Source organism: Polyangiaceae bacterium, from assembly GCA_016715885.1.
In the GTDB taxonomy this organism is placed as follows: domain Bacteria; phylum Myxococcota_A; class Polyangia; order Polyangiales; family Polyangiaceae; genus Polyangium.
The window spans coordinates 323610-344414 of sequence record JADJXL010000003.1 but is presented as its reverse complement, the minus strand read 5'-3'; the positions used below and the strand labels follow the sequence as shown (position 1 = coordinate 344414).

The window sequence follows — 20805 nt, the reverse complement described above, 5'->3', positions numbered from 1 at the left end:
GGCTGAATCACGGAAGAGCTTTGCGCCGCAGGTAGAAGAAGTCGCGCGGCGCCGGCTTCGATACGTAGCCGTCTTTGGAGTATGCGACTTTCTCAATCAACGTCGACACCACCTTGGGCGGCGTCGAACGGTCGTACAGGAGAAACCGCGTGTACGACCAGTTGATGTCGAGCTCCGCAATGTCCACCGCCCCAGCCGACTTCATTGCCAATGCGATGTCTCTTGCCCATATCCATTCACCGATGCCGAAAAAAAGCGTTTTTCCTGTCGCATCGAGCCCAATGGCGGTACGACGAATTTCCCGTTTGCCACCAATGGCCGCGCCCCATAAACGCGCGGTGTCTTCGTGAGCGAGGCGCGGATCGAGCGTCCCGCCTTCTGCAAGACACGGCGGAGTTTGGCGGTACGAACGAAGGCGCGATGCGATGGGCAAAAGCGTTCGGTGCGTGGCAATTCGAAGCGAACCATCGTCGACAAAAGCGACCGTACACGCGTCTTCCCGTGCCGGGACAAACTCGTCGCCATCGACTTTCATGCCCCATTGACCGTGCTTGGTCAGAAATCCTCCATTGAACACCGCAATGAGCGACGGAATATCGGCGGCGGGAACGAGCCCCGGTCGTTTCTCCACAGGCACCGTCTTGGACACCGGCTCCTCGGTGCCCGCCATCGGCACGAGATCCACCCGGCGAAGATCCACGGCCAAGACGACCACGAACGCATCTCGTTTGTACGGATGCGGATGAACGGTCGTTCGCGCCAGAGCTCCCGTGCCCGCTGCAGCACCTTCTTCGACGAGCGTGAACGTGCCGTCACCCGGGGAAGCGGTGCGCTGGTGTGGCGGGACGAACGCGGGCGGTGGAAACGGTGGCCCTGACAAACTCGGATCCGGTTCGGCCGGTGGCGGCGTCGTCGGAGGCGCTTCGGGCGGCGCCGCCGCGGCCGACGAAGAAGGCGTTGCGGAAGCGATGGGCACCGCCGTTTGCACGGGTGTGACCACACTCGGACGAGGCGGAGCGGATGTACCATCCAAACCCGCCGGCGCTCGTGGCCCGCAAGCTCCCAAGACAGCGGCACAAAATCCCCAAGTGTACCATCGATTCATGCGCGGGCGCGCATTAGCACGACAAAGGCATCCATGCACCTCGGCAAACGCACCCTGGACATTCCCACACTGCACGAAGATCGCGGAAGATGAAATCTTCCACCATCGTGCGAATGCGTGGGCGAGCCATCGACCAAGCGCCGCTTTCATCTGAAATCAGCGCATGAACCGCTTCCCACCCGGTCGATAAACCGCTACGGCTGGAGACGCTCGGTGCTTCGCCAGTGACTCGTTGCGCGGTGCACTGGCACCTACGTCGTTGGAGGATTCGATGAAGCGTTCTGCTCGTTGTCTTACCATGCTCGGGGCGCTGCTCGGGGCTTCGTTTGCCCATGCAAAAGAGCTGCCGAACTTCGATGCTTCTTATCAAGGAGCATCCAATCGAGGAGCGTTGACGAAACCTGCGCCCATGCAGGTTCTCCGTTCGAATGCAGGCCAGCCCATCTCCGTGACATCGGTGGATCCGCGGCGTGGCATTCCGTCCTTCATTTGGGGCGTTCGTGATTCGTCCGCGCCGATTCCTTTGAAATCCGTGACGGCCCCCGATATAGCGGCTCGCGCTGCTTTGTCGAATACCCTTCTGCGCATTGGTTTGCCCCAGGCAGCCGCCGATTCTGCAGTCATTCGCGAAATCGACGATTCTGGCGAAGGCGGAATCATCGTACGGTTCGCCCAAGAGCTCGAAGGAATCGAGGTTTTTCGCGGTCGAGCCACCGTCATGCTCGATAGGGCCCATCGCATGGTGGCCGCGTCGAACAACCTGCACCCGGAAGCCATCGCAGGCAGCAAGCGGATTTCGCGGACGTTTGCCATTACCCCCGGCGATGCCATCGCGAGCGCGCTCGGCGATCTCCACGAAGTCGTCGTTCCGGTCGAGCGAGTCGTTTCGACCGGACAATCGGGTCGTTACGATCTTTTCGATCTCCTCCCCGTCAATGACCTCGAGTTCGCCGGCCCCGCGCGCATAAAAAAGGTGTATTTCCCATTGGGTGATCACCTCGTTCCTGCCTATTTCCTCGAAATGCGCCCCAAGCCTATCGACGAGCACGACGCCGACGCTTATGCCTACGTAATCGCGGCCGACGATGCGCGGGTCCTGTACCGCGAAAACCTGACCCATGCCGCAGCTTTCAATTACCGCGTTTGGGCGGATCCGAAACATCAAAATCGCCCGCTCGATGGCCCCCAAGCCGATTACAATCCGCATCCTACGGGAATGGCGGATGGTTCGTCGCCCGCGTACATTGCCCCGGTCCTGGTGTCCATGGACGGATTCAATACGAATCCGGAAGGCACGTTCGATCCATGGCTACCTGCCAATGCCACGACCACGAACGGCAACAACGTCGACGCGTATGCCGATAGGTCGCAAGGCGATGGATTCACGCCAAACTCGAACGACGTGCGAGCAACCACGACGGCGCCGGCCACGTTCGACCGGACGTACGACACTTCGTTGTCACCCACGTCGAGCCAAAATCAAACGATGGCGGCGGTCACGCAGCTCTTCTACGTCAACAATTACCTGCACGACTATTGGTACGACTCGGGCTTCGACGAGGCCGCTGGCAACGCGCAAGTGAACAACTTCGGTCGCGGCGGCGCCGGCAACGATCCGCTGAAGGCTGAAGCCCAAGACTACAGCGGCACCAACAATGCCAACATGCAGGCCATGGGCGATGGCCAATCGCCCATCATGCAGATGTACGTGTGGAGTGCCGCGTCGAGTGGCAGCGCGAGCCTTTCGGCGCTCAATCAAAACTTCAACGTCGGTGTCGCAGACTTTGGACCGACGAACTTCAATACGATGGGCGTCCTGTCGACGGTCAACGATGGTTCCAATGCCGATTCGCAAGGCGGAATGAACGGCACGGTCTCCGATGGATGTCAGGCCATTCAAAACAACATCATGGGGAGAATCGCCTTCATCGATCGCGGCGCGTGCACGTTCGAACGCAAAGCGCTCAATGCGCAAAATGCGGGCGCCATCGGCGTCATCATCGCCAACATGCCGAACAGCCAGAATCCCGACACTCCACCAGCGATGGGCCAAGACAACAACATCAACACGCCCATTACGATTGGTGTCCTGTCCGTTTCGGTCACCGCTGGCAACACGCTGAGACAAGGCATCCAGGCGGGCAACGTCAACGCGACGATGACGCGATCGGGCGCCTCCAACGTGCAGCGCGATGGCACCATCGACAACCTCATCGTCGCCCACGAATGGGGCCACTTCATCCACCTGCGCCTCGTTCCTTGCGGCTCCAACATGTGCGGCGCGGAAAGCGAAGGCTGGGGCGACTTCTTCGCGATGCACATGAACATGCGTGAAGGTGACAACCTCGACGGCACCTACGCCATCGGCACCTACGCAACCGCAGCGCTCGGCGACAGCGGCTACTTCGGCATCCGCCGCATCCCGTACTCGGTCGACATGAACAAGAACGCGTTGACGTTCAAGCACATCATGAACAGCGAGCCGTTGCCGAACACGCATCCGGTGCAGCCCATCGGCGCACCCAACGCCGAAGTGCACAACGCCGGCGAAATCTGGGCAACGATGATGTTCGAAGCGATGGTGGGCATCCTGAAGCGTTCGCAGGAGCCGGGCGCTCCCTACACGTTCGAAGAAGGCCGCCGGCGCATCGCGAACTACGTCGTGCGCGGCATGAAGCTCGCCCCGGCCAACCCGAGCTTCCTCGAACAACGCGACGCGATCCTCGCAGCAGCCGCCGCTGCGGACATCGAAGACATGAAGATCATCGCCAACGCCTTCGCCAAACGCGGCGCGGGTAGCTGCGCCGTCTCCCCCGACGTGAACTCGAACGACTATGCCGGCGTCGTCGAAAGCTTTGAGGTCAAAGCAAGAGTCGGCAAGCTCGACGGAGCCATGGATGATTCGATTCAGTCTTGCGACAGCGATGGCAAGCTCGATGCGAAAGAGACGGGGCGCATCACCGTCGAGCTCGCGAACACGGGCATCGCCGACTTGACGGACGCCGTCGTCGACGTTTCCGCATCGAAACCCGGCCTTACGTTCCCCAAGGGCACGCAGGCTCAGTTTGGCTCCATCGCTCCTTTCGCGACTGGAAAAGCGACCATCGATGTCACGCTCGATGACTCTGTGCTGAACATCGACTCGGTGGAACTGAACATCACGGTGACCAGTGCTCAAACGTGCATCTCGAAGACCACCGTCGTCGAAGTGCCCTACATCCACTACGACAACGTGCCTGCTTCATCGACGACCGACACCGTCGAGAGCGACATCGAAGCGTGGACGCGGACGGGCGCGTCGTCCGACGCGGTATGGTCTCGCAGGCTCGATGGGCCGCCGAATCACGTTTGGCACGGCGACAATACGCCTGCACCAACCGATACGTCGCTCGAGTCGCCCACGATCATCGCTGGCGGTGGGCCCGTATCGATTACGTTGAAGCATCGTTGGGACTTCGAAATTGGCCCGCCCCCAGGTGGTGGTGGAAACGTCAATTACGACGGTGCCGTCATCGAAATCTCCACGGACAACGGGCAATCGTGGCAAGACGTCACGGCATTCGGGGCAGACCCGTACAACGGTACGATCACCGATATTTCCGGCAACGTGTTGGGAAATCGCCAAGGGTTTGTCTCGACGAGCCCCGGACATCCGGCCTTCACGACGACGACGCTCAACCTGAACAGCGCCATTGCCAATCAATCGTTCAAGATGCGTTTCCGCATCGGAACCGATCCGGCAGCGGGTGAAACCGGCTGGGACATCGACGAAATCGCGGTGCAAGGTGCAACCAACAAGCCGTTCCCGTCCATCGTGCCGAATGCGACGAATTGCGCGGGATTGCCCCTCGCCGATGCAGGTATGGACGTCACTGTCGCCAGCGGCGTCACCGTGAAGCTCGATGGTTCGAACAGCAAAGATCCCGACGGTGATCCGCTCAGCTACAAATGGGTTCAGGTCGATGGGCCCTCGGTTTCTCTCGACCAACCCGAGAGCGTATCGCCTTCGTTCGTCGCGCCGGACGTCATGACAGCGACGAAACTCACGTTCCAGCTCACGGTCTCCGATGGCAAAGGTTCGTCTTCGGATACCGTCTTGATCACGGTCGACCCGTCTGCGTCGAGCGGAGTGGGAGGAGCTGGAGGTGATGGAGGGGCTGGCACGGGTGCGGGCAGGCCTGGTCTCGTTCTCGACGAGGGCGGCTGTGGTTGCAAGGTCGCGGGTTCCTCCACGACAAACCCGGTCGCGGCCTTCTCGGTGCTCGGCATGATCGGGCTCGTCGCAGCGCGCCTGCGTCGTCGCCGAAGCTGAGCATGCGCGCGGGGCCGCATCCAAGCGATGCGGCCCCGTTCTTGTCAACGAACCGATTGAGCCTCTAGCGAGTGCGGTTGCGCCACTGCTCGCGATTGGGATCACGATCCCGCCGTCGGTTGCGGTCTCGATTGCGCAACCGATCGCGCCTGCGGTCTTCGAGCGGTTCGCCGAACCAACCAATCATGGCCGTTGCGCGAAACGCCGGCGTGCCGATCGCATCGGTAAAGCCCGGTCCTGCCGCCAAACCTGCCCACAAGCCCGATGCAATGCGCACCCGAGCGCTTGCATGAAGCTCGGCGTTGCTCACGCGCCCGCGCAGCAACGTCACGCCTCCAGGAAGCGTGGCGACGCCGTCTTGGAGCGGCGTCGAACCGATGTATTCAAGGCCGATTTGCAGCCGATCCTCTTCGGTCAGATAGGCGAGGGCGACACCATAATCCAAAGAAATCGGACTCGTCGACGCGCGAAGCATTGGACGAATGTTGGCGCTCCAGACCAAACGCCAAATGTGACCCCCAGCAATGAGCTCCGGCGCTAGACGGAAAGCTTCGCCGGTGTACGTATCGTCCGGTGAAGTAGGGATGTAAAACGAGGTTCCCACGCCAATTTGAAGGGGTTGTCGAGCTCCACCCGTGAGCCGCACGCGACCCCCAATACGCAAATCGCCCGCTTGCTGGCCGGTTGGAGACGGAAAATGAACACCACCTACCGTCGGATCATCGCCGGCCTGTGCCAATGCAATGGGCATGTGCGCCGACACGAGCAGGCGATTCCACAATGAAAATGACAGGCCAACGTGCAAAAATCCCTGCGACGACACGACAGCACGCGACCCGGTCGCATCTTTTACGACGAGCGGATTGTGAGCATAATCGAAAAGCGCGATGACTCGCGGCTCGAGATGTCCCCGCGTATAGGGGGACGGCACACCGAAAAATCGATCCCCCGCAGGTGCGGGGTCGAACTGGTTGAGCGCAGTGCTTCCTTCAGCCGCTTGAGCATGCGCCATTCGCGGGCTGCATAGAAGAAGTATTGTAAAGAGGACGGAAGGGCCGAGAAAGCGATGTGGGCGCATTGCGTTCATACGCATACCGCATTGACGCAGAAGTGTCCACCGCAAACTGCGACTGCAAGGAGCCTCGGTGCAGCAATATCCCGACCCTCGAATCCGGCAATCCCCGATATCGACGCGCGTCGGTTTCGTGCGATGGGTTGTGCGGGGGATCCAGCCATGTCGACACGCGACTCGATAGCTCTCGATTCGTCGGACCTTGCCGATCGAGCCATTCGCGACGGAGCGGCGCTTGCCGCGTGGGCAACTGCAGTCACGATGCTCGTAGGTGCCGTCATGGTGGCCGGTGTCGCGATGACCGCATTTCGTCTCCGAATCACGAAATGGATTTAGCCTCTAGCTCACGGGTTCGCTGCGCGTTTGACCGCGGACTCGATGGCTGCCATCCAATCTCGCCGCATGTCGGGGTAGATTGCGTGCGGCACGTTCGGGTATTCAGTCAATTTTGCGGAAAACCCTACTTTAGAGAGCGCGCTTATCGTGTCGCGTGCCCCCGCGATGCGCACGATATCGTCCGCGTCGCCGTGAAATGCGACGACGGGCGGCGCAATTCTTCCCATGGGCCATGACGACGGGAAAAGCGGCGGCGGTAGCATGCCCGCAACGGGAATCGCTTCGCCAATACGATCCGGATGGAGTACGGCGAGCGTGAAGCTGAGCATTCCACCTTGGGAAAAACCCGTGACGATGGGTCTTCCCTGGATCGGGCGCGTCTTTTCGATTTCCGTGATCATCGAGGCAAGGGCATTCGACGCGTGGGTCATGCCTTCCGTTAGAATTTGGGCCTCGAATCCGCCAAGCGCGAACCAATAAAACCCACCATCCGATTCGCGGACGAACATTCCATAAGGCAAAATGAGGCGCGCGCGTGCCGATAAGCCTGCGAGAGATCTCGCGAACGATTCGGGACGATCACCGTATCCATGAATCGCTACCACGACCGGAACGGATTCGGTCGTCTCCGCACCGCCGGTCATTTTTTCGATGTACCGAATGCGTGGTACGACGGCCCCGGCAGACGGCGCTGCAAGTGTCGACGGGGCAGGGGATGCTGCGGGAAGTGGTTCGGCTGGTTTGTCTCGGCTGCAAGCCATCGCGGCGAAGGCGAGCAACAATCCGGATAGCAACATATTCGTTTTCATGCCGATATCGCCTGCTGCCCACGGCCTGCTTGCCATGGAGGTAGAATCGAAGCGCCAAAAAGCACGCGAGAAAAACCGCCCTTTCGAGGTTCATGGTTGCTCCATGCACCCACCCAATCGGCCCACGTGATGTGTTGGTCGCGGAACATGATCTTGCGCAGATCAATGGGTTTTGCCGTAGCTGTCGGCGCGCGTCCACGTACCGTCGGCTCCACGATCGGGTCTTCGTATCCGGTATCCAAGCGATAAATGATTTCGGTTTGATAATTTCCGTCCGGCCAAACCACGAGGCCCTCGTCCGAAATGTCGTACGCTACGTCCTCCCCGAGCACCGCACGAATTTGTTCGCGCACGAGATCGACGCCTGCCACGCGGTAAAACCCTGCGAGCGCATTCTCGAATAAAATTCGTGTCGCATTGTCCGGAAAAACATCGATGAATCCAGGGTCGGTGACACTTGCCACGATGAGCCCGCTTTGTTCTTCGAACGCCACGACCGTGTGCGATTTCGAAAGCTTTTCGCAACCGAGCTCCACCGTGACGCGGTTCGATCCCAATTCGATGCCGACGACGGAAATGGAACCCGCTTGAAAATGCGGACATTCCGCCAAAAGCTCACCCACTTCGCGTTCGACCGCGCGCCGTATCGTCTCCTTCAAGTCTTCCAGCGTCTGCTGTAATCCCCGCAGCGCGCTATGAGCATGCGTTTTCCCCAGCGATTCCGCAAACTCGGCTTGACGAGCGGCTTTGCGCAATTTTGCAAAATGTTTCGGAAGTGTCCCTGAATGAAACCCTGGACGCATCAGCGTGCCCACGGTTTCACCGCGTTGTCCAATGGGAACGGGCTGCAGCTTGCGCGCGCGGTTTTCCCGATACAAACGATAATTTTCTTTGAGCTCCCAAACGAGAAACCCGAATATGCTGGGAAATAAAAATACCGTCGTCCCCGCGATCGTCCCGCCAATCACCGGCCCGAGCGGCGCGAGCGCTCGATTCAAGAATGCCAACATGTCGGCCGCAATCGATAAGGTCATTTTTTGCGCGACCGTCACGACCGGAAAGTGTTTGACCGGGTTGATCTCCGGCTCGATGAGCAGCGTCACGTACAAGCGAATGACGTACGCCACGAAAAACCAGACGAGCCCGAGAAATGCTTTGATGGGAATCGTGGCGCGATGTTCGCCATCGCGGAAACGAAGCCATTCGTCCACTCGGTAGAGCATCCGCTCGGACACTTCGAGCATGGCGCGAAACGTCGCCAAGATGAGCCGAAATATGCCTGGAAGTGCGCGTTTTCCAAGCATTTCCCACCCGCGCGCAAGCTGATCGACCGCGATCTCCTGCACGACCAAACCCACTCGTGTGTTGAGACAAACCGCGGCCGCGGCGAATACCCCCGTCGCGCCAATCACGCTGATCCCACCACCGAGCTGTCGCAGCGGCGTCAAGAAGTACAAAAGAAGCGTCACGACGAGCGGCGCCACGATGGTTTGTCCAATCGTACGAGCCAAACCACTCTCGAGCATGAAGCGAATGGGCCGCAGACCGATGAACCACTTGAAGGCCCCGGACAAACCCGCCCACAATGCCGACCCGAGCTTCGGAAAGCGCGCGCAACGCGACCATGCGTAACGATTCGCTGTGGATCAGGCAGAAGATCACGACGCTCGTGATCACCATCGACGGCCAGTTGACGATCGCCGGTGGCGTCGCTTCGAGCTTCTTCGCCACGGGCGCGATCATGTGCGCCAAACCTTCGAGGCCCACGAACGCGCTGCCAATCGGCAGGATGAAGTAAAGCGTCGCGAACCGACCAAGCTTGGTTCCGAAGAAAACGCTCGACACTTTCTGCAAGATCCGCAGGTAGATCTCGCCTCGGCGATACACGCCGTCGAGCTTCAGATCGAGCAGTTGATCCGCGCGAAGCAGCGCATCGTCGAGCACGATCTCGCGTGGGAACGCGACGTTGCCGAGCTTCAACTGGTTGCGCGACAGCGCATCGCGAAGCTCGGCGATGCTCAGAAATCCGCGACTGACCGCCTTGTCACACAGTTCCTCGACGAGCTTCTTGCTCGCGACGCGCTCGGGCAAACTCTCCGGAGCGAGCCCCACCGTCGCGAGCGTCTCCTGAAGCGCGGGGCGCAGCGTTGCGCGCACGTTGTCCTCGGCGCGCTTCGTCGCATGACGCAAAAGGCGCGCAAGAAGCCTGCGATCGGCCGACGGAAGCTCGGCGTGACGGAGTTTGTCGAGGGCGCTGCGCATGTGCCGCGCGATGCGCAAAGCTCGCGTCGTCGGCAGCTTGCGCACCACGGGGCGTTTGCCCAAGGACAGCGCCCACTTCACGACATCCACGGCCGATGCTCCACGCTCGTGCTCCGTGCACGCTCGCTGCAAGTCGTACAGAAGCCGCGCTTCGACCGGATACCGCAGCGCCTGCCGTTCACTCGCCACGGTTGCCAGCGGCAAGAGCGACGACGTCCACGGAATCGGCGGCGTGTCCTCCGCGCTATCGGGCGGCTTCAACGCCTTTTCGAGACGCGCACCGAGCGCATCGAGGTCTTGGCGAACGAGCGTTCGTAGTGACAACTCTTGATCTTCGCCCGCGGCGGGAAGGGCCGCGAGGCAACACAGTGCGCTGCGCACATGGTTGCCTTCGACGCGAGCTTCAGCGGCCTCCGCGATGAGCTTCTTGGCCTGAATGCTCGTCGTCACTCGGCGCGAAAAAAACGCGGGCAGAATGTCGAGCGCAGGCAACGCCGAATAGGTTGGCGTCGTCGACTCTTTCACTGCTCCGCGTGGCTTCGGTTCTTCGGCTCCTCGAGGCTTGCAAGCAGCCATGAGCCGCGCTGCGTCGACGTCTTCGGCGATGACGGAAAGAGCCTGAGCCGGATGTCGCAACGAGGGGAACGTGCGCGCCACGAGACTCGGCGCGAAATGGTGCAGCTCGAGCAAAAGCGCGGCAAATTCCGTGTAAACCTCGGCGTCTCCACCGGGCGGAAAGATCAACTCGTCGGTGTCGAGCACGCGGCGGATCTCGTCGAACTCCGTTTGTCCGATGCGATCAATGCGAGATCGGATGGCGGCGTCGTCGAGCTTGCCCTGCTTTCGCAACGCTTCGATGGCGACGTGCACGTGCCCATGAAAAGCCGATCGCCAGAGCCACCGTAGGACGTCTCCAGGAGCCGCACCACGCACCTCCGATGCTTTCGGGCGCGGCAGGACAATGACGTGCTCGGGCAGGTGTTTCGCTTCGGTTCCGAGCAGTTGCGGCGTTACGAGTTGAAGGAGTTTGTCGCGCTCGATCCAGTAGCAGTGCGCGTGCGGAACGCCGAGCCGGATGAGCTCGCGATCGCGCTTGATGACGCGGGCGACGATACGTTCGTCGACCGCGATCACGCCCGTTTCGGAACTGCGGAGGCTTCGTTCGATCAGGGACGTTTCCATGCGAGTCGCGGTCGTGTGCACGTGCAGGCGGCCGAAACGAGCGCCTCATCCATGGCAACGCCGCGCCTTATACCACGGGTTGCCCTTCCGGCATTGCCGTACGCAGAGGCGAAGCGGTTCCTGACCAGCAGTGCGGGCTCGGCGGACGATGCGGTCCGCAGATCATGGCTCCATGGGCAATGAGTCGTTTCGTCGGAGTTCGGGGAATGCATCCCGACCAGGGCGAAACGGGTGACCGAGGGGGGACTCATGGCTCTTGGAATTCATCCATTGCAGGGACGCGTGCTTCTCGTCGCAGTGTTTGCACTTTGTGCCGCTGCAGGGTGCGGCACTGGCGGTGAAGTCACGGTGGATAATGGGCGAAATGAGCGGGAACGTGGCTTCGAATCGTTCTCGGCGGGGCAGATCGCCGGAGCCGTATCGGTGATCAATGACACCGAGCAAATGCAGGCCAAGCGAGCGCTGTCTCGTTTGCAAGACGAATCCGTGCGGGCATATGCCGAAAGACTCATTCAGGACCATCAAGCGGCGGAAGCCGAGCTCAATCGGATCCTCGGACAAATGCAAATCAGCGAGCAAGGGAGTCCCGTGCAGGACGAGATGCAATTGCTTGGAGAAAACATGCGCCGGCATATCGAGCGGGAGACGCCGCAGCTCGTCGATCAGACCTTTCTCGAAGTGCAGCTTTTCATGCATCGAAAAAGCATCATCATTGTGGAGCAGCAGCTTCTTCCGCATGCGGGTCAGTCCGAAATGCAAGCGTATCTCGAGAAATTCCTTGGCACCTTGCGCCAGCACCTCGGCCAAGCGGTTCAGCTTCGCAAGGAATTTCCGACGCTCGACCCCGGCATCTGATCGTCTGCGCAGGTCATGAGAATACCCACTCGTGACGATCGGACGAAATATGTCCGATCGTCATAGGGATCTCATCGATCGTTCGACCTCGACATGATAACCTCTCAATGTTCGCTCGATTCTTTCGGAGAGCGATTGACAGAGGAGCGTGCGTGGCGAGGCCCGTTCGCTCTCAGGGCATTCGTCCATTCAATGCCGGCTTGGCCGGTTCGAGAGGTATTGTCAATGCACCCGCTCGGTGATCGAAGGATACACCTGCCTCGCGTGGACGCTCCCAGGTGGCTGGTTTTTTCTGATTTCGACGAAACGTACTTGGCGCACGACGGGTCTCCCGAGCGGCGTCGCGATCGTCGGGCGCTCGAACAATTCCTCATCGAATATGCGCGCCCGCTCGGAATCGTATTCGGTTGGGTGACCGATGGTCCAATCGATTCGGTGGCGGCCACATATCAAGCGCATGGCTTGCGCATCGTTCCTCATTTCGTTGCGAGCTCGTGGGGAGCCGAGCTGGATTTCTTTTCGCGCGAAGAAGGGCGAAGAAGCGCGGCCGAGTGGGATGCTCGTATGGGCGTCAGCGGATTTTCACTGACCCTCGTTACCGAAGCGCGTGACGAATTGGCTCAACATGGCGTGCGCCTCGAAGATCGTAAGGATAGTGGACCGAGAATGGACAGTTTTGTTTTCGTGCCGCCTGTCAAGCAGCGTGCCAATGAACTGGCGGCGCTCGTACATCGCGTTGCCGAAAGGCATTTCGTCGATGTTCATGTTGGCCCTTGTCATCCGGCTCTTGGCGAGGCCGAAGGTGCATACAGTGTCGATTTCGTTCCTCGCGGAGCAAATAAGCGCAACGTCGTCCAATTCGTGATGGAGCGTGTGGGCGCTCCACGCATTCGAACGATGGCTTTCGGCGACGATGTTGGAGACATCGAAATGTTATGTGCCGTCGAGCACGGGTATTTGGTCGACAATGCGACGAGCGAAGCGCGACGCCGATTCGCGCGCACCGCTGGCGCAAGTTACGCGCGCGGCATTCTCGACATGATGGAGCGACGGATTACGGGGAGTGGATCGTAAGCGGGTCTCGAGTTGCGCGCTCGCTTCGCGCGGGTCCAAATTCAGGCCCGGTATCGAATCGCGACACATTTGTCAGACCTGTGCGCTCTTCATCAAGCAGGTTCCCTTCTCGTCGCAGTCGAATATGATTCTGGCACATGCTTTGCTGAGCGCGAGCGCTTGGTAAGCTGCTGACGCTCCGGACCCTCACGCATAGGAGAATCATGCCGATGGAACGAGAACTCGCGCCGCACCGCGCGCTTTACCATCCTCTTTGGTTGGTTTCGCTCGGGCTACTCGTCCTCAACGATCATTTTTTGAAGGGCTCGGGAATTCTCCCGGCCGTCATCACGGGCAAACTCAGCGATTTTGCCGGACTCCTCGTCGCCCCCGCGCTGCTTGCAGTTTTGCTGCGATTGTCGACGCGACGGGCGTTTGTCGTAGCAAACGTCGCGACCGGCGCCGTATTTGCCGGTATCAAAATTTTCCCCGTATTCGCTCGCGTGTTCGAGGCCATTGCGGGACTCGGGCCTTTCGCGTGGCACATCACGGTCGATCCCACGGATCTCGTGGCAGTGCCGGTGCTGTTCATTTCGTACCGCGTATTCGTGAACGCGATGCAGCGACCGCTGCCCGAAAGGCCCATGACGCAGCGTGGGTTGGTCATGGCCGGATCGGTCGCATGTATGGCGACGAGCCAGCCCACCGAGCCCTTCGAGCCCTGTCCCGATCCCATCGCATGCGGTGCGATCCCGCGCGAACAGGCGGCGCTCGTCATCGGAAACGATACCGATGCGCAGCGCCTCATGCGCGTTCGTCCGCTCAAAGACAGCGTGCAGTACCTGTGTAGCGATTTGCTTGCAGATCCTACGAGAGCGCTCTCACGCGAGCTTTTCGGACCGGCGGATGCGTGGCTGCTCGAGCCCAATCGTGGTTTGCCGCTCTTGAACAAGACGTCGACCAATTGCGTCGCGTATCTCGTCGATGCCGACGGTTTGTCCCCGACGCTCATTGCTTGGTCGACGCTCGAGTTCCCGGAGAACTTCGTCTCGACGTCGACGCTTGCGCCCGAAGGCAATACGATGATCAACCTTTCGCTCGATGCGAACGGCAAGCTCGCCTTGGCCGATCATCCTGCCGTATTCGAGGCTCCGGCGCTCGAAGAGGTGCAACCCACGGGCGCATGTGCTCCGACGGATCCTGGCGTCGGCATTGCTTGGTCGACGCCGTTGCCTGGCGCAGGTCCCTTCAAGGTGGTCAGTGTGGAATCGTCGCCCGACGATTGTCACATGATTGTCTTGGAAAACAGTCCGAGCATGTTCATTTGCGTGCCTGCGGCGGCCATGCCGTTTCAGGCTGGTGATTTGCTCGAAGTCGAACCGGTTACCATTTCCGGTGGATCGTTTGCCGAGACGAACGGCGAAGCTCCGATTGCCGAAGGCGTCCGTCTTCGCAGCGGCACGCATATCGTCTTGGCCCTGCGCGGCAACGTTCTTGCGAGATATGGCAACTCCGGCGCCATCGAGCAACTCACCGAGCCGACGGTGGAGGTCGATCGGGCCAGCGGATGCGCCGGTAGTCACGACAAGTGCGGTAGTCTGACGATTCCCGCAGAAATTGCCTACATGGGCGACCACGTCAACACGATTACCTTCCTTCGCGCAGGTTCGAGCCTCGCATTGAAGGATGGTTACGGCACGTTGCACGTCGTTCGCGCCGATGCGACGCCCATTCGCGATACCGCTTGCCCGCCGTTTGCTCGCGCATCGCAGCATTACGAATCCGTTCTCGTCGTTCCCACGATCCCCTGATACCCGGAGGAAAAACGTCATGCTTCATCGAACTTTGCTCTCGACACTTACCACCGGGCTCTTGGCATTGACCCTCGCGGGATGCGCTGCCGACTCCGCCTCGCAAAATGGCGGTGCCCCGGTGGATCCTGGTCCTGGATCGACGGGTATTTCCCAAGCAGGCGCCCAGGATTTCGGTTTGTTCCGACAAATCCTCGACGACGGGAAAATTCCTGGCCCCGATACGCTCGATGACCTCGGGTTTTTCGCGGAACACAAGCTCGATTACCCTGCGCCAAGCTGTGGTAACGACGTGTGTATGCACGGGATGCTCGGGATCATGGGCAACATGATCAGCGGTTCGTCCTGTACGCTCGTGCAAATCGGAATGAATTCGCCCATCGACGTCAATAACTTGCAGCGCCCGCCACTGCACCTCGTGCTCTCCGTCGACACGAGCGGTTCCATGGCCGGCCCCGCGATGGATTACGTCAAACAGGGCCTCGTGGCGATGATTCCTGCGTTGCAACCGAACGACAAGGTTTCACTCGTCACGTATTCGACGAATGCCAAAATCGTACTCGACTACGTCGCCGCATCGGACAGCGCCGCGCTCGACAGCGCATTCAAGAGCATCTACGCCGCGGGTTCCACCAACCTTTACGAAGGTTTGTTCCAAGCCTTCAGCCTCGCGGACAAACACTTCATGCCGGGATACCAAAACCGCGTGCTTTATTTGTCCGATGGTGAGGCCACATCCGGCATTCAAAACTCGAGCAAACTCGTATCGCTTGCCGAAGCGTACGCGAAGAAAGGGATTGGCATCACCACGATTGGCGTCGGAAAAGATTTCGACGTCGGCGTCATGCGAGATCTCGGTGAAGTTGGCGCAGGCAACTTCTACTTCCTCGAAGATCCCAAGGCGGTCGTCGAGGTATTCACGGACGAGGTCAACACGTTCCTCGTGCCCGTCGCGCTCGATGTGAAGTTCGACGTCAGCGTGGGTGGTGGCTATGTCGTACGCGGTGTGTACGGGACAAACGGCTGGGAAAACGCGGAAGGCGGCGGGACCATTTCGATCCCGAGTCTGTTCCTCGCCGGTCGTACGAGCTCGGAAGATCCCATCTCGGAAGGGCGTCGAGGTGGTGGGGGCGCCATGCTCATCGAGCTCGTGCCCAAAGCTGGAGCGATCAGCGTTCCGGATCCGTACGCCGTGGGCAACATCTCGCTGTCGTTCAAGGATCCTGCGACGGGAACGACGAAGACGCAGACGACGAACATCGTCGCTCCGAACACGCCCGATGCACCTCCGGTCGACGGCTACTTCTTCAACGACACGGTGGAGAAGGGGTTTGTCATGCTGAACATCTACGCGGGTTTCAAACTCGCGACGCAACTTGCGGCCGACAGCGATCCGCGCACGGCGCGCCGTACGCTCGAAGCGCTGCGTCCAAACGTGGCCGATTGGCTCGACATCAATCCCGACGCCGACATCCAGGACGACCTGGTTTACATCGACAAGTTCATCGAAAACCTGAAGGTCGTCGAGCAACAGACCGTACCTTACACACCTGCCGATCCGCCCAATCCGTGGCCCGCAGACTGACATACCGTTTGTGTAGCAAGAGTTTGTCCTGGCCAGATCCGGGACTCGCGAGCAGTTCGTCATGAGGCCCAATCGGGGGGTATGGGGGGCAGAGCAGTCGGCCCGTCTTTTGGGCGAAGCCCAAAAGACTTATAGGGCCGCCTGCGAGCCCCCCATCGTGACTAGCCTCGCGTAGCGCGCGTCTCACGCGCGCGGAGCGAGCGTTCAAATCCAGACCCGGATGCGAAGCACGTGGGCTCTGGCCCGCCATGGTCGGATGATCTATGGTTCTTCTCGCGCGTGTTTTTTGCACGCACTGCAAGCAACCGAAGAGGATCATGAACCGTCACCATCTCTTCATCGCACTCGCTGCTGCGCTCGCGATGGGCGCGCCGGCATGCAAGAAGTCGGGCGATTCGTCCTCCGAACATGGTTCGAAGGAAGAAGCGTTCGGCCGCATGACGGTCGACGAGGTCGAGGCGAAGTTGAAGGAGGCCAAAGAGGGCAAGGCGGCCTTCCACGTCTTCGACAACAACGCCAAGAGCGTCTACGACAAGGGGCATCTGCCAGGCGCGAAGTGGGTCGACCACGAAAACGTCAAGGCGACCGACTTGCCCGCCGACAAGGATGCAACGCTCGTTTTTTACTGCGCGAACGAGCGGTGAACGGCGTGCCATGAGGGCGCCGTGAGCGCCCTGAAGCTCGGTTACAAGAAGGTTTTCATCATGCCCGCAGGTCTGTCCGGTTGGAAAAAAGCCGGCAAGCCCGTCGAACCTGCATCCTGACGTCCCATCCCCATCACGCGCACGTACGCCTGCGTTGCGCGCACGAATGCTCCACCTGAAAGTTCTTCCTCCCCCTTCGTTTCGAGCGGTATGTTTGCCCCTGCGACGTTTGTCGCATGGACCATCCGAAAGCAAACGAAGGAGCAGCGCGTGGGGGAAGACCGAGAAAAACGCGAGGTTTTGGAGGCAAAGGCGCCGGACCTCGGCGGCCTCGCCGCACCTTCCTCCGATGCTGGCTTCGATCCCAGACCGCTCGACGTAGCTCCCGTCAGCATTCGTCGCACCGCTGGCACCGTCGTTGCCGAAAAGTTTGCACTCCAACGAGTTATCGCATCCGGCGGAATGGGCACGGTCTTCGAGGCGTGGGACACGTTTCTCGAGCGCAAGGTGGCGATCAAGATCATGCACCCGCAATATGCGGCCGACCCGGCACTCGTTGCGCGATTTCGTCGCGAAGCACGCGCCGCATCTCGCATCCAGCATCCCAACGTCGTCAGCGTGCTCGAACTCGGAAGGCAACGCGATGGCTCGGTGTACCTCGTGCAGGAACTGCTCGTGGGCGACACGTTGCGAGCGCATTTGGAAGAGCGTTGTTTTCTGCCGCCGGACGATGTGCTTGCGATTGCCATTCCGCTGATGAACGGGCTCGCGGCCGCGCACGCGCTCGGCATAACGCATCGCGATCTGAAGCCCGAAAACATCATATTGGCTCGCATGCCGTCGGGGGAAATCATTCCCAAAATCATCGATTTCGGTTTGGCGAAATTGCAGGACGCGAGCAAACAAAGCCTCACGCGCATGGGGACGGTTCTGGGCACGCCCCAATACATGTCTCCCGAGCAGGTATTGGCGAAAAAAATCGATGCGCGGTGTGACGTATGGGCCATGGGCGTCGTGCTCTACGAAATGCTTTCGGGCATTTTGCCCTTCGATGGCGATACCATCGCGGAGACGTTGGCGCTCATTACGAAGGGCCCGTTACCGCCGCTCGATATCGTCGCTTCGCGCCACGCAGCTCCGTTTGCCCCGGTGGTGTCGAAGGCGCTCGCTCGGGATTTGGACGAACGTTACACAACCATTACTGAATTTCGAGATGCGTTGTGCGCGGTAGGCGGCACGGGCCGCGTGCTCGTGGTACGGGCTCCATCGCTGCTCGAACCTGGCGGTCCATCGCCCACGGAAATGATTCCCATGGACGCGGATCCGGTTCTCGACGAAGCGACGCTCGATTTCGACGACATGCCTGCGCCCCCGCTCGGTTCGTCTCGGAAAAACTTGCCCAAACTCCTCACCCCATTGCCGGATTCGCAATCCGAATGGGCCAGAGCTGCAGTAGGCTCGAGACCGCAGCCGGAAGATCCCCTGAAGCTCGCTGAAGAAGCGCTTGCCGTGAATGCTCTGAAAGACGCCATTCGGTGGGCCGAGCTTGCGGTGAACAAGAAAGATGGGGATGAAGATGCGCGCGGTCGAGCGTATCTCGTCGAAACGGTCGCTCATCGATGGCTTGGCAATTACGCCGACGCATTGCGTACGGCCGAAGAAGCCATGGTGCGCGTCGCGCGAGGTGAAACGGTTTGGCACGCCGCTTTTGGTCACCAGGTCATGGCTTATGGGTATCTCGATCGAAAGGATCGTCTGCTTCAATGCGTTGACGAATTGTCGGCGCTCGAGGAAGAAGAGGGGGTCACGACCGAGGCGCACATCGTCAGCGCTTGCCGTTTGTCGGTTTTCGTCATTCGTGCTGGAGTTCCGCAGCTTGGAAAAAAAATCGCTCGCGAGGCACATGCACGCGTTCCCGATAAATCAGCGGCGGGAGCGCTCGTACGTGCGTGGCTCGCGTGTGCACGCGCAGAGATTGCCCTGATCGAATCCGATCCAGCGGCTTATTTGCGGCGGAGCGAAGCGGCCGTGGATGCATTCACCGAAGCGGCCGACGTACGAAATGCATGTCTTTCACGCACGACCGTCGGACACGCGTACATGCTGCTCGGAGCGTACGATCGTGCGAGCTTCGTCTTGCGTCGAGCCATTGCCGTTGCAGAACCCATGCAGCTCGATTTCACACCCATTGCCAAAGCGACGCTTGCGCATTGTTCAGCAAGGCAAGGTCATGCGGGCGAAAGCCTGAAGCTCATCGACGAAGCGCTCGAAATGTGTCGCGCTCGCCATGACAAATCGCGTGAAGCCGAAGTGCTCGCGCTCGCTGCGCGATTGCGGACATTGAAGGGCGAACACGCCGAGGCGGTGAAGCTTGCCCGTTCGGCACTTGCATTGATGGACGCCGAGGGGACGACGGGCAAACGAGCGACCGCACTTGCGGTGCTTGCCGATGCGCTCATTCAACAAGGACAAACCGATGCAGCGCTCGCTCCGGCCACCGAGGCTGCGGCCATTTTGGATCGCATTGGGGGACTACAATCCGCCGAAGCGCTCGTGCGGATCGTACATGCATTGGCGCTTCGTGAAAATGGTCAGGACGCGGAAGGGCGCAAGCGATTGAATGATGCGCGAAACGTGCTCATCGCGACGGCGAAGAAAATATCCGACTCGCGCTTCAGGCGGTCTTTTCTCGATGTTGCGCCCGACCACCAGCGGCTGCTCGATTTGGCTGCGGAATGGTTGGGGCCGGGTTGATCACGCGACGTCTGCGCCCTTGGTCAAAAGCTCCCGCAGCACTTTCTCCGCTACGTTTCGACCCGTCGCCACGGCCACCACACGCGGGTGATTCACGCCCGCGATTGCAAGATCCACCTTGCCCGCCAATAGCGCCGCCGCGCATACCGCGCCCGATCCTTCCACCACGACCCGCTCCTCGCGCACGAAATGCCGCATCGCCTCCTCGATATCGGCTTCGCTCACCAATACGATGTCGTCGAGGTAATGCTGGCAAAAGTCCACCGTCATGGACCCGGCCTCGATATTCCCCGCCAAACCATCCGCCAAGCTCGGCAAATCTTCCACAGAAACGATGCTTCCCGCCGCCCGCGCTCGATGCATTGCGGGATACGCCTCGCTTTGCACGCCAATCACGCGCGTTCGAGGCGCAATGGACTTGATATAGAGCGCAATGCCCGCGGCGAGCCCACCACCACCAACCGGCACCAGGACCACGTCCACATCCGGCAAATCCGCGAGAATCTCGATTCCCACGGTTCCCGCGCCCGCAATCACGTCTGGATCATTGTATGGGGAAACGAATACCAAGCCGCGATCCTGCGCCATTTTTCGCGCATCCGCTTCGGCTACATCGTAATTGCCTACGGACACGACGAGCTCGATGGGATAACGCCACAATGCTTCAAGTTTGGCAGGAGAAACCGATCGCGGTACGACCAGCGTTGCCCGCGCCGAAAGTGCCGTCGTCGCATGCGCCACACCGAGCCCGTGATTTCCGGCGGATGCCGCGACAAACCCTTTGCGAAACGCGAGCGCATCTTCGTCACGCAGACGAAGCAGCTTGTTTGCGGCCCCGCGAACCTTGAACGATCCCGTCGGTTGCCAAATCTCCAGCTTGTGAAACACGTCCGCGGACGTCAGCGCCGATAACGACAAACTCCGCTCGAGCGGCGTGCGAAGCACAAGTCCACTGCGCTCGATCCGCTTTGCAGCAGCGAGCACGTGACGCGGCGATATCATTGCAAGCGGATCCATCAGACGGC

Annotated in this window: 14 protein-coding genes; 8 read left to right on the top strand and 6 right to left on the bottom strand. The window is 60.2% G+C overall.

The window, feature by feature from the left end; genetic code table 11:
• Positions 1-7: 7 nt before the first annotated feature.
• A complete protein-coding gene (locus IPM54_07910) occupies positions 8-1105 on the bottom strand; it encodes a hypothetical protein (GenBank protein MBK9259752.1) in 1098 nt (365 codons plus the stop codon).
• Between the two features lie 271 nt (positions 1106-1376).
• Here IPM54_07910 and IPM54_07905 point away from each other — a divergent pair, with 271 nt between their 5' ends.
• Positions 1377-5417 (top strand): M36 family metallopeptidase, encoded by a 4041-nt coding sequence (locus IPM54_07905; protein MBK9259751.1) that lies wholly within the window; start codon positions 1377-1379, stop codon positions 5415-5417.
• A gap of 64 nt (positions 5418-5481) precedes the next feature.
• Here IPM54_07905 and IPM54_07900 read toward each other — a convergent pair whose 3' ends face one another.
• The gene (locus IPM54_07900; GenBank protein ID MBK9259750.1) at positions 5482-6429 is read right to left on the bottom strand and encodes a hypothetical protein; all 948 of its coding nucleotides are present in this window, start codon (positions 6427-6429) and stop codon (positions 5482-5484) included.
• Positions 6430-6651: 222 nt separating this feature from the next.
• Between IPM54_07900 and IPM54_07895 the strand changes: the two genes are divergently transcribed.
• Entirely contained in the window at positions 6652-6825 is a 174-nt protein-coding gene (locus tag IPM54_07895) for a hypothetical protein (GenBank protein MBK9259749.1), read from the top strand.
• Positions 6826-6833: 8 nt separating this feature from the next.
• Here the strand turns inward: IPM54_07895 and IPM54_07890 are convergent, their stop codons facing one another.
• The 3 genes from IPM54_07890 to IPM54_07880 are packed head-to-tail and all read right to left on the bottom strand — an operon-like array spanning position 6834 to position 11078.
• Positions 6834-7634 carry a dienelactone hydrolase family protein gene (locus IPM54_07890; GenBank protein ID MBK9259748.1) on the bottom strand — a complete coding sequence of 267 codons (801 nt, stop codon included), beginning with the start codon at positions 7632-7634 and terminating at the stop codon, positions 6834-6836.
• Positions 7631-8449, bottom strand: coding sequence for a hypothetical protein (locus tag IPM54_07885; protein ID MBK9259747.1), 819 nt, complete (start codon positions 8447-8449; stop codon positions 7631-7633). The genes IPM54_07890 and IPM54_07885 overlap by 4 nt, the downstream gene beginning before the upstream one ends.
• Before the next feature lie 4 nt (positions 8450-8453).
• Positions 8454-11078, bottom strand: a complete 2625-nt coding sequence (locus IPM54_07880; protein MBK9259746.1) for a hypothetical protein — start codon at positions 11076-11078, stop codon at positions 8454-8456.
• Between the two features lie 249 nt (positions 11079-11327).
• Between IPM54_07880 and IPM54_07875 the strand changes: the two genes are divergently transcribed.
• The 6 genes from IPM54_07875 (at position 11328) to IPM54_07850 (ending at position 19780) form a co-directional block, all read left to right on the top strand.
• Positions 11328-11933 (top strand): DUF4142 domain-containing protein, encoded by a 606-nt coding sequence (locus IPM54_07875; protein MBK9259745.1) that lies wholly within the window; start codon positions 11328-11330, stop codon positions 11931-11933.
• Positions 11934-12197: 264 nt separating this feature from the next.
• The gene (locus IPM54_07870) at positions 12198-13007 is read left to right on the top strand and encodes an HAD hydrolase family protein (protein MBK9259744.1); all 810 of its coding nucleotides are present in this window, start codon (positions 12198-12200) and stop codon (positions 13005-13007) included.
• Between the two features lie 209 nt (positions 13008-13216).
• The gene (locus IPM54_07865) at positions 13217-14797 is read left to right on the top strand and encodes a hypothetical protein (GenBank protein ID MBK9259743.1); all 1581 of its coding nucleotides are present in this window, start codon (positions 13217-13219) and stop codon (positions 14795-14797) included.
• Between the two features lie 19 nt (positions 14798-14816).
• Positions 14817-16382: a VWA domain-containing protein gene (locus tag IPM54_07860; protein MBK9259742.1), complete on the top strand. Its 1566-nt coding sequence runs from the start codon at positions 14817-14819 to the stop codon at positions 16380-16382.
• 317 nt (positions 16383-16699) lie between these two features.
• On the top strand, positions 16700-17026 hold the full coding sequence (locus IPM54_07855) for a rhodanese-like domain-containing protein (GenBank protein ID MBK9259741.1): 327 nt from the start codon (positions 16700-16702) through the stop codon (positions 17024-17026).
• 210 nt (positions 17027-17236) lie between these two features.
• The gene (locus tag IPM54_07850; GenBank protein ID MBK9259740.1) at positions 17237-19780 is read left to right on the top strand and encodes a serine/threonine protein kinase; all 2544 of its coding nucleotides are present in this window, start codon (positions 17237-17239) and stop codon (positions 19778-19780) included.
• Here the strand turns inward: IPM54_07850 and IPM54_07845 are convergent, their stop codons facing one another.
• Positions 19781-20797 (bottom strand): pyridoxal-phosphate dependent enzyme, encoded by a 1017-nt coding sequence (locus IPM54_07845; protein MBK9259739.1) that lies wholly within the window; start codon positions 20795-20797, stop codon positions 19781-19783.
• Positions 20798-20805 lie beyond the last annotated feature (8 nt).

What these genes read in the sequence shown, in the direction of transcription:
- IPM54_07910 (MBK9259752.1), bottom strand. Translation starts at nt 1,105, where the DNA reads ATGAATCGATGGTACACTTGGGGATTTTGTGCCGCTGTCTTGGGAGCT.
- IPM54_07905 (MBK9259751.1), top strand. Translation starts at nt 1,377, where the DNA reads ATGAAGCGTTCTGCTCGTTGTCTTACCATGCTCGGGGCGCTGCTCGGG.
- IPM54_07900 (MBK9259750.1), bottom strand. Translation starts at nt 6,429, where the DNA reads ATGGCGCATGCTCAAGCGGCTGAAGGAAGCACTGCGCTCAACCAGTTC.
- IPM54_07895 (MBK9259749.1), top strand. Translation starts at nt 6,652, where the DNA reads ATGTCGACACGCGACTCGATAGCTCTCGATTCGTCGGACCTTGCCGAT.
- IPM54_07890 (MBK9259748.1), bottom strand. Translation starts at nt 7,634, where the DNA reads ATGAAAACGAATATGTTGCTATCCGGATTGTTGCTCGCCTTCGCCGCG.
- IPM54_07880 (MBK9259746.1), bottom strand. Translation starts at nt 11,078, where the DNA reads ATGGAAACGTCCCTGATCGAACGAAGCCTCCGCAGTTCCGAAACGGGC.
- IPM54_07875 (MBK9259745.1), top strand. Translation starts at nt 11,328, where the DNA reads ATGGCTCTTGGAATTCATCCATTGCAGGGACGCGTGCTTCTCGTCGCA.
- IPM54_07865 (MBK9259743.1), top strand. Translation starts at nt 13,217, where the DNA reads ATGGAACGAGAACTCGCGCCGCACCGCGCGCTTTACCATCCTCTTTGG.
- IPM54_07860 (MBK9259742.1), top strand. Translation starts at nt 14,817, where the DNA reads ATGCTTCATCGAACTTTGCTCTCGACACTTACCACCGGGCTCTTGGCA.
- IPM54_07855 (MBK9259741.1), top strand. Translation starts at nt 16,700, where the DNA reads ATGAACCGTCACCATCTCTTCATCGCACTCGCTGCTGCGCTCGCGATG.
- IPM54_07850 (MBK9259740.1), top strand. Translation starts at nt 17,237, where the DNA reads ATGTTTGCCCCTGCGACGTTTGTCGCATGGACCATCCGAAAGCAAACG.
- IPM54_07845 (MBK9259739.1), bottom strand. Translation starts at nt 20,797, where the DNA reads ATGGATCCGCTTGCAATGATATCGCCGCGTCACGTGCTCGCTGCTGCA.